The 14,382-nt window shown below is 44.7% G+C and carries 11 protein-coding genes; 6 read left to right on the forward strand and 5 right to left on the reverse strand.

Annotation, left to right across the window (positions count from 1 at the left end; translation table 11 throughout):
• The first annotated feature begins 4 nt into the window (after window positions 1-4).
• From H6F42_RS08545 to H6F42_RS08565, 5 genes are all read left to right on the forward strand, one after another.
• The gene (locus H6F42_RS08545) at window positions 5-1,351 is read left to right on the forward strand and encodes a CmpA/NrtA family ABC transporter substrate-binding protein (RefSeq protein ID WP_190398933.1); all 1,347 of its coding nucleotides are present in this window, start codon (window positions 5-7) and stop codon (window positions 1,349-1,351) included.
• Window positions 1,352-1,575: 224 nt separating this feature from the next.
• The gene (gene ntrB, locus H6F42_RS08550; RefSeq protein ID WP_190398934.1) at window positions 1,576-2,505 is read left to right on the forward strand and encodes a nitrate ABC transporter permease; all 930 of its coding nucleotides are present in this window, start codon (window positions 1,576-1,578) and stop codon (window positions 2,503-2,505) included.
• Window positions 2,506-2,578: 73 nt separating this feature from the next.
• Window positions 2,579-3,415, forward strand: coding sequence for a nitrate ABC transporter ATP-binding protein (locus H6F42_RS08555; RefSeq protein ID WP_190398935.1), 837 nt, complete (start codon window positions 2,579-2,581; stop codon window positions 3,413-3,415).
• Between the two features lie 6 nt (window positions 3,416-3,421).
• Entirely contained in the window at window positions 3,422-5,443 is a 2,022-nt protein-coding gene (locus H6F42_RS08560) for a nitrate ABC transporter ATP-binding protein (RefSeq protein WP_190398936.1), read from the forward strand.
• A gap of 15 nt (window positions 5,444-5,458) precedes the next feature.
• Window positions 5,459-7,624 (forward strand): nitrate reductase, encoded by a 2,166-nt coding sequence (locus H6F42_RS08565; RefSeq protein WP_190398937.1) that lies wholly within the window; start codon window positions 5,459-5,461, stop codon window positions 7,622-7,624.
• Between the two features lie 47 nt (window positions 7,625-7,671).
• Here H6F42_RS08565 and H6F42_RS08570 read toward each other — a convergent pair whose 3' ends face one another.
• The 5 genes from H6F42_RS08570 to H6F42_RS08590 form a co-directional block, all read right to left on the reverse strand.
• Window positions 7,672-8,307 (reverse strand): hypothetical protein, encoded by a 636-nt coding sequence (locus tag H6F42_RS08570; RefSeq protein WP_190398938.1) that lies wholly within the window; start codon window positions 8,305-8,307, stop codon window positions 7,672-7,674.
• Between the two features lie 8 nt (window positions 8,308-8,315).
• Window positions 8,316-8,756, reverse strand: a complete 441-nt coding sequence (locus H6F42_RS21870) for a YbjN domain-containing protein (RefSeq protein WP_190398939.1) — start codon at window positions 8,754-8,756, stop codon at window positions 8,316-8,318.
• A 138-nt stretch (window positions 8,757-8,894) separates the two neighbouring features.
• On the reverse strand, window positions 8,895-9,338 hold the full coding sequence (locus H6F42_RS08580) for a YbjN domain-containing protein (RefSeq protein ID WP_190398940.1): 444 nt from the start codon (window positions 9,336-9,338) through the stop codon (window positions 8,895-8,897).
• A 144-nt stretch (window positions 9,339-9,482) separates the two neighbouring features.
• Window positions 9,483-10,160, reverse strand: a complete 678-nt coding sequence (locus tag H6F42_RS08585) for a class I SAM-dependent methyltransferase (RefSeq protein WP_190398941.1) — start codon at window positions 10,158-10,160, stop codon at window positions 9,483-9,485.
• Window positions 10,160-11,617, reverse strand: coding sequence for a protein kinase (locus tag H6F42_RS08590; protein ID WP_190398942.1), 1,458 nt, complete (start codon window positions 11,615-11,617; stop codon window positions 10,160-10,162). The genes H6F42_RS08585 and H6F42_RS08590 overlap by 1 nt, the downstream gene beginning before the upstream one ends.
• A gap of 369 nt (window positions 11,618-11,986) precedes the next feature.
• Between H6F42_RS08590 and pcrA the strand changes: the two genes are divergently transcribed.
• Window positions 11,987-14,362 (forward strand): DNA helicase PcrA, encoded by a 2,376-nt coding sequence (gene pcrA, locus H6F42_RS08595; protein WP_190398943.1) that lies wholly within the window; start codon window positions 11,987-11,989, stop codon window positions 14,360-14,362.
• The last annotated feature ends 20 nt before the right edge of the window (window positions 14,363-14,382 follow it).

Below are 14,382 nucleotides of genomic sequence, written 5' to 3' on the forward strand. Positions count from 1 at the left end.
ATCAATGAGTACATTCTCCCGTCGTAAATTTTTAACCACAGCAGGGCTATCTACCGTCAGCGCGATCGCTTTAAATGCTTGTGGTGGCGAAGCTACGAAAACTGACACCAAGACCGAAACCAAAGCTAGTACTAGCCCTACGGCAACAGCAAGTTCCACTCCTAAAATGAGTGCGGCTGATGCTCCTGAGACAACTAAGGCAAAACTCGGCTTTATTGCTCTGACTGACTCTGCACCACTGATCATTGCCAAAGAAAAGGGGTTATTTGAGAAATATGGCATGAAGGATGTCGAAGTCCTCAAACAAGCTTCTTGGGGAACTACCCGTGACAATCTTGTGCTTGGTTCTGAGTCAGGTGGTATTGATGGCGCACATATCTTGTCTCCAATGCCTTACCTGATTTCTGAAGGTAAGATTACTAACGGGAACAAAGTACCGATGTACATCTTGGCAAGGTTGAACACCAATGGTCAAGCGATGTCGATCGCTAATGAGTTTAAAGAACTAAAAATCGCACTCAAGAGTGATTCTCTTAAAGACAGCTTTGCCAAAATCAAGTCTGGTGGTAAAGAGGTTAAATGTGCTGTAACTTTCCCTGGTGGTAATCACGATCTTTGGATGCGTTATTGGCTAGCGGCAAATGGTGTCGATCCTGATAAAGATGTCAGCACGATCGTTGTTCCACCACCACAAATGGTTGCCAACATGAAGGCTGGCAACATGCAAGCCTTCTGTGTCGGTGAACCTTGGAATGCTCGTCTAGTTGCTCAAAATGTTGGTTATACAGCCTTTACCACAGGTGAATTCTGGAAAGATCACCCAGAAAAAGCATTCACACTCCGTGGTGATTGGGTTGACAAGAATCCTAAAGCTGCCAAGGCAATGCTTGCAGCTATTCTTGAAGCTCAAGTTTGGTGTGAGAAAGCTGAGAACAAAGAAGAGATGTGTAAGATCATCGGTGCTGACAAGTGGCTCAAAGTTCCTGCTGCTGAAATCTTGGGTAGAATTCAAGGTAAGGTTGACTACGGCGATGGACGCACCCTTGACAACCCTGATTTGGCGATGAAATTCTGGAAAGATAACGCTTCCTATCCATACAAGAGCCACGATCTTTGGTTTGTGACTGAAGATATGCGTTGGGGCTATCTTGACGCTGACACTGATGCGAAGAAGTTGGTTGATAAGGTTAACCGCGAAGATCTTTGGAAGGAAGCCGCGAAGATGATTGGAAAAGAAGCTGATATTCCTAAGAGTACTTCTCGTGGTGTTGAAACTTTCTTTGATGGAGTCAAGTTCGATCCTGAAAATCCTAAAGCCTATTTGGATGGACTCAAGATCAAGAAGGCGTAATGTCTTAGAAGCCATTTGATGCTGGTGTAGATCCACCCATCCCCCCTTACGAAAGGGGGGGAGAATATAAAAACTATCTTCTTCCCCCTTTCTAAGGGGGATTGAGGGGGATCTCTTAGAGATTTAAAACCAATCACAGTAATTCTTCAATGGTTTCTAAATCAGCGATATAAATAGCAGTTGGTTGCAAAAAATTAATTACTTCCAATTTAGGAGACAAAAAAATGGTGGCAGGTAGCATAACTTCTAAATTCACACTTAATAACATAGGTGAATGGTTACAACAGCAGGCAAAAACTTTTATTCCGCCATTGTTAGCGCTAATCTTACTTTTAGCAGCTTGGCAAGTAATTTGTTCTGGCAAAAAACCGCCATTACCACCACCAACTAAAGTTTGGGAAGAAACTCAACCATATATTTGGCATCCCTTTTTTGATCGCGAATATTATGATGTCAATGCCAAAGAAAAAATTGATAGTCCAGCCCGTAAAGAACTTAAAGAAAAAGTAACGATCGAACAGGGCTTGGGTGTCAAAACCATGATTAGCGTTCGCCGTGTGGCGATCGGTTATACAGCATCAGCGATCGTGGGGATCGCGCTAGGTATTGCGATCGGTACAAATGCTTTTCTCTATCGCGCCTTCGATCCAATCTTCCAAGTTTTGCGAACTATCCCTCCCCTCGCATGGTTGCCGATCGCTTTAGCAGCCTTTAGTGGCATGAATGAATCCCTCCAAACTATCGGACTGAACGTCAACGAAGCGGCGGGACTGTTCGTGATTTTTGTAACTTCGATTTGGCCGATTTTGATGAATACGGCGGTGGGTGTACAGCAGGTTCCTCAAGATTATCGCAACGTGGCAAGAGTATTGCGACTCGGTAAATTAGATTACTTCATCACAATCCTAATGCCATCTGCTGCACCCTATATCTTCACAGGTTTACGTATTGCTGTTGGTCTATCATGGCTAGCGATCGTGGCGGCGGAGATGTTAACCGCAGGTGGTGGCATCGGCTTCTTTATTTGGGATAGTTACAATAGCGGCAAACAGAGCGAACTGATTCTAGCGCTCTTGTATATCGGCTTAGTGGGGCTGTTGCTTGACAAACTGGTTTATTACATTAGTAAATTCGCAGTTCAGTCAGATTCGTAAACCTATTGGAGTTTTAATTTTGCCATAGGCAAAATTAAAACTCTAAATTTTTAAAATTAATCAAAGTAGCAATATGCAGACATTAGATCTTACCGATAACGACCAGAAAAAAAATCAAGACCCTTTCTTAGTAATTGATGGAGTTTCCAAAGTTTACCAAACTGCTAGAGGTCCCTATACCGTTCTCGAAGACGTGAACTTAACCGTATATGAAGGCGAATTTATTTGTGTGATCGGTCACTCTGGTTGCGGTAAATCGACATTGCTGAATATGATCGCAGGTTTTAACAGACCGACTGCTGGCGAGATTTGCTTAAAGTCAAAACCAATCCTGCGTCCCGGTCCTGATCGCATGGTGGTATTCCAAAACTATTCGCTATTGCCTTGGATGAGTGCTTTTGAGAATGTCTATCTTGCTGTAAAACAAGTTTATACCGACAAATCTAAAGAAGAAAAGACCAAGATTGCCAAAGATAGTCTGGCTCTGGTGGGCTTGACTGAAGCAATGAACAAAAGACCGAAAGAACTCTCTGGCGGGATGCGTCAGCGCGTATCGATCGCCCGTGCATTATCAATTCGTCCTGAAGTGTTAATCCTTGATGAACCCTTCGGCGCGTTGGACGTAATGACCCGCGAAGAGTTGCAAGAAGAACTACTCTCAATTTGGCGAGCCAATCGAGTTACGGCGCTGATGATCACCCATGACATTGATGAGGCTTTGTTCCTAGCCGATCGCATTGTCCTCATGAGCAATGGACCCGCCGCCCATATAGCCGAAGTCGTTGACATACCCTTTGCCCGTCCCCGCGATCGTAAAGCGATCGCCGACGATCCTCGCTATTACACCCTGCGTAACTACATTCTCGAATTTTTGTATAACCGCTTTGCCCTTGCTGATGATGCTGAGTAATTAATTATGTCCAAATTCCTAGAAATCGATCACGTCAGTCGCGTTTTTAAAACCAACAATGGGAAACCCTACGTTGCTGTCAAAGATGTCTACTTTGAAATGAAAGAAGGCGAGTTTGTCTCGATCATTGGACATTCAGGTTGTGGTAAATCAACAGTTTTGAATATCCTTTCGGGATTAGATAGAGCTAGTGAAGGCGGTATTGTCTTAGAAGGTCGGGAAGTGCGCGAACCCGGTCCCGATCGCATGTTGGTATTCCAAAATCACTCGCTATTACCTTGGCTAACGGTGCGTCAAAATATCGGCTTAGCTGTTAATCGCGTATTAAGGGATTTGCCCAAAGAGGAACGTCGCCATATTATTCAAGAAAATATTGATCTGGTGGGCTTAAGTCATGCGGCAGATAAATATCCTAGAGAAATTTCGGGCGGGATGAAGCAACGGGTGGGAATTGCCCGTGCGTTATCAATTAAGCCCAAAATTTTGCTATTAGATGAACCCTTTGGGGCATTGGATGCCTTAACTAGAGGTCGATTACAAGAGAAGTTAATGCAGATTTGCGATGAGCATAAGATTTCGGCGGTAATGATCACCCACGATGTGGATGAAGCACTCCTCTTAAGCGATCGCATTGTGATGATGACTAACGGACCCGAAGCGAAAATTGGTCAAGTCCTCACCGTTGATCTGCCCCATCCACGTAAGCGTCTTGATGCGGTCAATCATCCTAACTATTACCGACTCAGAGGCGAAGTGGTGAACTTCCTCGATCGCCAGAAGCAGATCAAGATCGAACGCGCCAAAAACAAGAGCAGTGCGGCTGTCAGTTTGGGCAATATCGAGAAAACCAATCTCACAATTGGCTACATTCCTCTAACTGATTGCGCTCCCTTTGCGATCGCGCAGGAAAATGGTTTCTTTGCTAAATACGGCTTAGATGTCAAACTCTCTAAAGAAAATAGCTGGAACGATCTAGCGGAAGGAATTCGCGAAGGTCGCCTTGATGCGGCTCAAATGGTTACGGGAATGCCCCTCGCGATTACCTTGGGTATGGGGAATAAAATCCCTGTTCCAGTTGTCACTTCTCTAACGCTCACTCGCAATGGTAATGCAATTACCTTGAGCAAAAAGTTGCAAAACAAGGGAGTAAATGATCTAAATTCCTTAAAAAATTATATTAAGGAATTCGCCGATAATCCCTACACACCTGCGATGGGCATGGTACATCATGCCTCCATGCATAACTTTTTGCTACGGCATTGGCTAGCCAGTGGCGAAATTGAACCTGATAAGGATGTGGATGTAATCGTAATTCCACCACCACAGATGGTTTCTAATTTAATCGCGAATAACATCATTGGCTATTGCGTGGGCGAACCTTGGAATGTCCGAGCCGTCCATGATGATGTCGGCTTTGTTGTAGCAACCGATCTGGATATTTGGCGCGGCCATCCTGAAAAGGTGTTAGGGCTGAAAAAAGAGTGGGCGGAGCAGTATCCCAATACCCATCTAGCCCTCGTTAAGGCTCTCCTAGAAGCCTCACAATTCTGTGAAAATGTGTCAAATCGTGATGAAGTTGTCTTAACTTTGGCAAAACCTAATTATCTCAATCTTGATCCTGTGTATATTCGTCCAGGCTTTGCGGGTCCCTACCGCGTCAGTACGATGGAAGCAAAATATGATAAGGATTTTTGCCAATTTGGTGTGGACAACATGCCTTCACGTAGAGAACATCTATGGGTTTTGGCACAAATGGCGCGTTGGGGTTTAGTGAATTTCCCAGAAAATCATGCGGAAGTAATTTATAACTTACTTGCCACTGATGTATATAATCAAGCGGCGCGAGAGTTGGATTTACCCACTGCACAGGAGAACAAAGAACCAATTGTATTAGCTGATGGTTCTACTTTTGATTGTGCCGATCCGATCGCGGCTCTTGCGGCTATGCCCTATTCTCAATTCACCGAAGCTAGCTATTTCGATCCCGTCAAAGGTTTCGCCACCAAAAAAGTAGCTGTTCGCCAATAGCTAAGTTATCCGTCTATGTCTGCAATTCTTTCTAATACCAGCACCACACCTCAAATCGCTAAAACCCTATGTCCCTATTGTGGTGTCGGCTGCGGTTTAGAAGTGGTGGAAACAACGAAACAGCCAACTGTCAAATTCCCTGATCGCTTTAAAGTACGCGGCGATCGCGCCCATCCCTCGAGTCAGGGGATGGTTTGCGTCAAGGGTGCAACCATTGCCGAATCCATTCAAAAGGATCGGCTGCTGCATCCGATGATGCGCGATCGCCTCGATCAGGAATTTCGCCAAGTAAGCTGGGACGAAGCTTTAACTTCTATTACCCAACGCATTCAGCAGGTGATGGCAGCTAAAGGTGCAGATGCTCTCTGTATGTATGGTTCAGGACAATTCCAGACTGAAGATTATTACATCGCTCAGAAACTCCTAAAGGGCTGTTTGGGGACAAACAATTTTGATGCCAATTCAAGGCTTTGTATGTCCTCAGCCGTTTCTGGCTATGTCAAAAGTCTTGGCTCCGACGGCCCGCCTTGTTGTTATGAAGATTTTGATTTGACTGATTGCTTATTTGCGATCGGAACGAATACCGCCGAATGTCATCCGATTATTTTTAATCGCTTTCGCCGCCATCACAAAAAAAATCCCCATGTCAAGCTGATTGTCGTTGATCCGCGCCGTACTCAAACCGCCGAAGTTGCAGATTTACATCTAGCGATTCAACCGGGAACGGATATTGATTTATTAAATGGCATTGCCCATTTGCTATTACGTTGGAATAAATGCGATCGCCAATTCATTGAAAATCACACCACAGGTTTTGCCGAATTTGCGGAAATTACTCAATTCTATACTCCCGAATTTGTATCGCGGCGCTGTGGAATTAGGCTCGAGGATTTAGAACTTGCCGCTAAATATTGGGCGGAGTCCCAGCGAGTTCTTTCCATTTGGTCAATGGGAGTCAATCAATCTACTCAAGGTACAGCCAAGGTAGAATGCCTTATTAATCTCCATTTATTGACGGCTCAAATTGGCAAAGAAGGAGCGGGTCCTTTTTCGCTGACAGGACAACCAAATGCGATGGGTGGTCGAGAAGCAGGTGGCTTAGCCCATTTATTGCCGGGGTATCGCTTTGTAACTAATCCCGATCATCGTGCGGAATTAGAATCATTTTGGAAGTTTCCCTCTGGTCAGATTTCGCCACAGATGGGCCGGACTGCTTGGGATATAATTCGGGGTTTAGAAGCGGGAGAAGTAGATTTACTTTGGATTGCGGCGACTAATCCTGCGGTGAGCTTTCCTGATCTCGTCAGAACAAAAGCGGCTCTGAGGCGATCGCCTTTCACGGTTTATCAAGATGCTTACTATCCTACGGAAACATCAGCTTTTGCCCATGTTCTCTTACCTGCGACCCAATGGAGCGAGAAAACTGGCACAATGACTAATTCTGAGCGTTGTGTCACGCTCTGTCAGTCTTTTCAGCCGCCCCTTGGCGAGTCGCGTGCTGATTGGGAAATCTTCGCTGAAGTTGGCAAAAGATTAGGATTTGCGGATAAGTTCCCTTTCCAAAACTCCGCCGAAGTCTATGCTGAATTTGTGGAGATTACGCGCGATCGACCCTGTGATCTGACAGGAATTAGCCATGGGAAACTTACCGAACTAGGAGCGATGCAATGGCAAGCCTCTGATCAAGATCCCGCTCAAGACTCGGTTCACAATAAGCGCCTTTATACAGATTTGCAATTCCATACCAGCGATCGTCGAGCCAGATTTGGCGCTTACCATTCCCAAGGTGTGTTTGAAGCTGCCGATGAGGAGTATCCATTTATTCTGACCACAGGTAGATTATATGGACATTGGCACACTCAAACGCGCACAGGTCGAATCGATAAAATTAGGCAAATGTATCCTAATCCCTTTATCGAAATCCATCCCAAAGATGCTGCGAAATTTGGCATTAATAATGGCGATCTTGTGGAAGTGAAATCGCGGCGCGGCAGTTCTAATTTTCCTGCTCTGGTGACTGAGGCGATCGCGCGAGGTGTGTTATTTGTGCCGATGCATTGGGGCGCACTCTGGGCAGATAAGGCGGAGGCAAATGCGCTAACCCATCCTGAAGCTTGTCCTGACTCCAAACAACCAGAATTAAAGGCTTGCGCGGTAGCTATTAAACTATCAGCCCCATAGCAAGATTAAAAAATGGCTACGCCATTTTTTAATCTTGCTATGGGGTTTTAGGGATGTACTTGCCCTAAAATTGCGCCGAGGCGATCGTAATCATCTTTTAGCAAAATACTGAGCTTTCTTCCCGCTTGGACTAACCAATTGCGATCGCACTTTCTCACTTGATAAACATTGCGGAGTACCGCCGCAATTAGCTCATCCACAGGAGCATTATTCATTTGTACCAAGGTTCTCAAAAAATTTAATTCTTCCGTAAAGTTCTCAATTTCCTCCTCATTACAGGCATAAACCGCTTGATGGATTTGGGGAGGTTGAGAAGGTAAATGTTGATAGATATTACCGATAGAACTAAAGCCTAGCAAAATAACTTTAATTTCAGAACGGAGCATCGCAAAAATTTGGGGTTGCTGCTCGCGGAGTTCCTGAAGGCTCAGCCCTAGAGCCACCGCTCGATGCACAGAATCAATCGGGGCTGTCGTTGCATGATAAACCACCCCATAGGCAATAATATCGCTTTGCTCATCCTGTTGGGACTTCACCCAACTCCCAAAGGCAGGCATGATCGGAAAATCCAAATTTTCAGGCTCTAGACATTGAGCAAGAAATTCGGTTGTGGAAGTTGCCACCACTTCGGCAAGATGATTCGGATGGCGATCGCGACTAGATTGTTGCCGAGGTAAGAGCATAGTTACATCTAAAATAAATCATCCGTAGCTCGTCTACCACCCCAGCGCTGAACGATCTGATCATCATAGCGATCGGCACTTTCTAAAACTTCGGTGAGTGCAAGTTTAAATTCATTCTGTTGGCAAGATGAGCCGAGCAAAGTAACGTGAAAGCGAATATCGCCATCATCCGCCATGCTAAATCCCCCAAAGCGAAAAATATCATTTTGCTTCAGTAAAAATAAGAGTAAATCGTCACTAATTTCTACTTCTGTCGCCACATACGACCAGACACAAATGGCAGCTTCTTGATCGCCAAAGGGACTGATATCAATGAGGGCAGTTGCCGAACCACTTTGTAAGCTAAAAATGGGTGTCTGGGGAACAGGCTTGGTGACGCTGTCATATTCAGCTAGCCAATTAGCTACTTTTTGGTAGCAATCTTTTTGTGCATCTGTCTGAAAATTCACGAGTTCAATTTACCGTTAACTAGAACCTATTAGAGTTTACAGCAAGGAATGAAAAATTATTGGTGTGGGCAAAGCCCACACCAATAATTTTTCATTCTCGCGAATATACATAAAGGAGGCGCAAAGCGACTCCTTTTACTAAAGACTACGATCTAAGGCGCGTTCTCCACCCCACGAAGCGACGATCGCATCATCGTATTTATCCGCAGTTTGCAACACGGACGAAACTAGGGTTTGTAATTCAGTGCGATCGCAGGTTGAACCCACTAAGGTCGTATGAAAGCGAATATCGCCATCATCATCAATACTAAAAACCCCAAATTGTAGTTCAGAATTTTTTTTAAGCAAAAATCGCATCAAATCTTGGGTAATTTCTGCGCCCGTTACCACATACGACCAAGTGGAAATTATGGCTTCTGTAGTTCCCCAAGGTAATACTTCAACGGTGGCTGTTGCTGAACCTAAGGGTAAGACAAATACAGGCATATCGTAAGGAGGTGAATAGACGTTGTCATACAAATCATGCAACCAAGTTTGAATTTTTTCATAGCAAGCTTGTTGTATGGGTGTCTCGAACTTCATTTCCTTACCTCTCGTTTTAATGTTGCTGATATATATCTAACTTCGTTGCCTTAACTACTGCTTATGTGGATTTGTAGCAAATCTTTTTATTTAAAAATTTTGTGATCAACTAGGTTTTTCATGCGGTATTGTGTGTTACTTCATCTATGGCTTTAGCGCGATCGCTCGTAAATCGGCAATATCTTCAACATTTTGGGGAGGAACAATCTCCATATTTAAAATTCTAAAATTTGATTGAATGATTTCTTGCAAAATATCATTAGAATCACCAATATAGCGAGTAGCGATCTCTCCATGTATGGTACAGCGCGATCGCTGGTCAAAATTAGCCAACCAAGAAGCGGTTGCAGGAACTTCATTACACATCGTATTCACCGCAAAAATGCCCTTAGGCTTGAGAACTCGATAGACATTTTTTAAAAATAGCTGGCGATCGCGATCTATTAAGCAATGAAAGCAACGTCCATCTAGGGCAATATCAACAGAATTATCTTCAATCTCGGCTAACTGAAGAACATCTGCGGTTAGAAATATCGCCTTTACTCCTAGCTTCGCAGCATTTTCGGTTGCCCAATCAATTGCTGTGGGCGCAATATCTACACCTACGACTTCATAACCTTGTTGAGCAAACCGAATACTGAGATTACCTGCTCCGCATCCTAATTCTAGAAGCTTTCCTTGTTTAGGAAAGTAATGATTTTGGATAAGAGGAAGCCAACTATTTACCCAATCCTCTTCATAACCGCTACTCCAACCTTCAAAATTAGGATCTTGGCGGTTGCGTTGGTAGGCGCGATCGTGTCCGCGATAATCAGTTTTCATTACAAAATTGAATAGAGTAATTGGAAAATCAAGCGGAAGAATGCCATGAGGGCGATCGCGGTAAACCCAGCAACTCCACATAGTTGAGCGACCTCTAGCCATTGAGGGAAATCTTGAAATTGAGGGATTTTGACAAGGGTTTGCACTCCCCAAATCGCTCCTACACTCAGCAAATTGACGAAGAAAAATAGATCTTTGTTATCTAAAATAGAGGAAATCCTGAGCAAAGTTATGCCTACCATGACCACACCAAAAGCAATCAAGTTATTGGGCATACCCATCAAAGCCTTGCCTACAGTACCCGCAAATTGCCATAGCAACATCGCTTCTACCCCCAACAAAAAAGCGGCTAAGAACTGAATCTTAATGGGTGCGGATAGGAGCCAAGGTGTTTTATTGGATTTAGTGGATATAGACTTGGGGACTGAGGGGGCATTAACTGCACTAGGGGAAGTAATGGGGACAGGTACTTGAATATTGGTCTGATGGGCTGTTTTTGCGGGAATTGGTGATGGAATGGGTGTGGGAATGGGAGATTTATTGCTAAGGGCTTGAATTACACTAGCGGCACTGTTAAAGCGATCGCTGGGAGCAGTCTCCAGCATTTTATGCAAAATGGCATCGAAGTTAGGACTTAGCTTGATAAAACTCTCCCAACGCCATTGATTGTAATTCACATCAAATAATTCCTCTGGCTCCTTGCCCGTTAACAAAAAGAGACAGGTTACGGCAAAGGCATAGAGATCAGTCGAGGGAAACACCGTATCGCCTCGCATCTGCTCAGGTGCGCCATACCCAGGGGTAAAAATACCTGTAGATTTTTGACCTTGGGCGGCGGCGACCTGCTTAACTGCACCGAAATCCAACAAAAAGTAAGACTGATCGGATTTGCGTACCATGATATTTGCAGGCTTGATGTCTCGATGGATCGAGCCTTTCTCATGGATAAATGTTAAGACAGGCAAGAGACTTTGCATTAATTCAATGACATCGGCTTCAGCGATCGCCCCATGCTGCTCCACAATTTGCTCTAGGGTGAAGCCATCCACAAACTCTTGAACTAGATAAAAAAATTCATCCTGTCCCGACTGCACCTCAAAATAGGCAAGTAAATCAGGAATTTGCGGATGTGTCCCCAAATCTTCTAAAACCGTTGCTTCACGCTCAAACATTTGCTTAGCAATGACCATTTGCGAACCACTCAGCCCAATGGGTTGCAGCAACTTCACTACACATCTCTTCATCGCGGGTGTATAGCGATCGCGTGCTAAGAAGGTCGCACCAAAGCCACCTCTCGCGATCGGACTCTCGACGATATAACGCCCACCAAGGAGTAAAGGCATCCCGCAGCTGGTGCAGAATTTTTGGGCAACCGTCTTGACCGTATTGCCGCTGTCGAGATCGGCAAAGGAATTTAAAGGCTTGGTGCAATTGGGGCGAGTGCAATAAATGTCCACGATGCTTATAGCGCTCTGCGACGTGTTAAAAGGCGGCGAGTTAAAAGGTGATTAAACCTAAAAAGGTCTATGAGAATGAGTTTTTAAGAACCTTCTCACAGACCATTTTACATTGCCTTGACTTTTATGAAACCAATGCTACTCACATAGCGATCGTCCCATAGCGATCGCCATCATAAATTAAATTGGACATAAATCAACCCCTTGCCCGAAACCACAAAACCCAATAGATAGTTGCGGCGCTTAGAGCCGCAGCTATCTATTGGGTTTTGTGGTATTACTTATGCAGTAATCGCCATATCAAACGTATGCGTAAACATTTTTGGCATACTGTATTAGAGTCTACCTAAGTTTTTCCCTCCTGTACCCATGAGTTCCAACTTTTTAAATCACCTCAACCCTGCTCAGCAAAAAGCAGCTAGCCATCTCCACGGGCCCATGCTAGTAGTAGCGGGCGCAGGTTCAGGAAAAACGCGCACCTTAACTTACCGAATTGCCAACTTACTGCTCAATCACGATGTTGCCTCCGAGCAGATTTTAGCGGTAACTTTTACGAATAAGGCGGCAAAGGAAATGAATGAGCGAATTCAATCACTCCTAACCCAAGAAGTCGCCCAAAGAGAATATGGCAAGCCTTTAACAGAAATTAATGAATGGGAACAGGAAAAACTTCGCAAAAAGGTTTATAAGCGCTATATCAACAGCTTTGCTGAAGATGGGCTATGGATGGGGACTTTCCATAGTATGTGCTGTCGAATTTTGCGGCTAGATATTGATAAATATAAAGATTCCAATGGGAGAAGTTGGGCAAAAAATTTCTCGATCTTTGATGATTCGGACGCGCAATCCCTAGTTAAAGATATTGTCGTTAATCAATTAAATCTGGACGACAAGAAGTTTGAGCCACGCTCGGTTCGCTTTGCGATCGGCAATGCCAAAAATAAAGGCTGGACTCCCGAAGAATATGAAAAACAAAGCGATGATTCGCCCTATCGGAAGAGGTCGATCGCGCAAGTTTATAATCTCTATCAAAATCAGCTAGCCACGAATAATGCCCTCGATTTTGATGATCTGATCTTCTTACCCGTCCGACTTTTCCAACAAAATCCCGAAGTTCTTACCTATTGGCACAATCGCTTTAAACATATTCTCGTTGATGAATACCAAGATACCAATCGCACTCAGTATGATTTGATTCGCTTACTATCCACAAATGATAATCAGCCCACTTGGGAGAATCGTTCTATTTTTGTAGTGGGTGATGCGGATCAATCCATCTATAGTTTTCGTTCTGCCGACTTCACGATTTTAATGGAATTTCAAGAGGCTTTTGGCGATCGCCTGCCCGATGCCCACACAGGCACAATGATCAAACTCGAAGAGAATTATCGCTCTGTTGCCAATATCCTCGAAATTGCTAACCAACTGATTGATAACAATTCCCAGCGTATTGATAAAGTGCTCAAGGCAACTCGTCCCGATGGCGACCTGATTGAGCTATATCGCGCCGATGATGAAGTGGATGAAGCCCAATTTGTAATCGAGCAGATTCGCCGGGTGAGGGCAAAAAATCCTAGCGCCAATCTAGGACATTTTGCGATTCTCTATCGCACCAACGCTCAATCCCGTCCCTTTGAAGAAATGCTAGTGCGCTGGAATATCCCATATAAAGTGGTAGGCGGCTTGCGTTTCTACGATCGCAAAGAAATTAAAGATATTCTCTCCTACTTGCGCTTACTCTCCAATCCGTCCGACACCCTCGGCTTGATGCGAATCATTAATGTCCCCAAACGCAGCATCGGCAAAGCTACTCTCGATAAGCTCCAGCAAGCCGCCCAAGAACTCAGTGTCCCGATCTGGGAAATCATCAGCGATGAAACGACAGTCAAAACTCTGGCGGGGCGATCGGCAAAGGGAGTTCTCTCCTTTGTGGAACTCATGCAAAAATGGCAAGAGAAAGTTCCTGTTACCCCTGCGGCGGATATCATTCAAGGAATTCTCCAAGAATCAGGCTATGTGGATGAACTCAAGGCTCAGAGCAATGATGAAGCAAATGATCGCATTGCTAACTTGCAGGAACTCTATAACGCGGCAGTTCAATTTGCGGAAGAAAATGAAGATGCATCCCTTGATGCCTTTTTAGCCAATGCTGCCCTAGCTTCTAGCCTTGATGATAGTAGTGAAAATGCCGAAAAGGTCACCCTCATGACCCTCCATGCGGCAAAAGGTTTAGAATTTCCTGTCGTATTTCTCGTTGGGCTGGAGCAAGGACTATTCCCTAGCTTCCGTTCCATTAATGACCCCATGGCATTAGAAGAAGAACGCCGCCTGATGTATGTGGGCATCACTCGCGCCCAAGAGAAGTTATTTCTGAGCCATGCTCAAGCCCGTCGCCTCTATGGCAATCGCGAATACGCCATTCCCTCCCAATTCCTCGCCGAATTGCCAAAGGAATATCTCACAGGACATGGGATCGATAAGTTTATTAGCAAGGCGAGTCAGCGTGCTGAAGCCACTAGCGTTAAAGGTTCTCTCAGAACTGTCGCACCTCCTAAGGTCAATGCCGTTAAGCCTAAGCCTCGCATTGATTGGCAATTAGGCGATCGCGTGATGCACGACAAATTTGGCGAAGGTCAAGTGGCAAATTTATTAGGTACTGGCGACAAGATGTATTTAGCGGTTTCCTTTGCAGGTCAAGGCAAAAAAATCATCGATCCTAAAATTGCTCCAATTCAAAAAATATAGATGTGGCGCGAGTGCGCCAC

Origin of the sequence: Pseudanabaena sp. FACHB-1998 (genome assembly GCF_014696355.1) — a bacterium.
Lineage (GTDB): Bacteria > Cyanobacteriota > Cyanobacteriia > Pseudanabaenales > Pseudanabaenaceae > Pseudanabaena.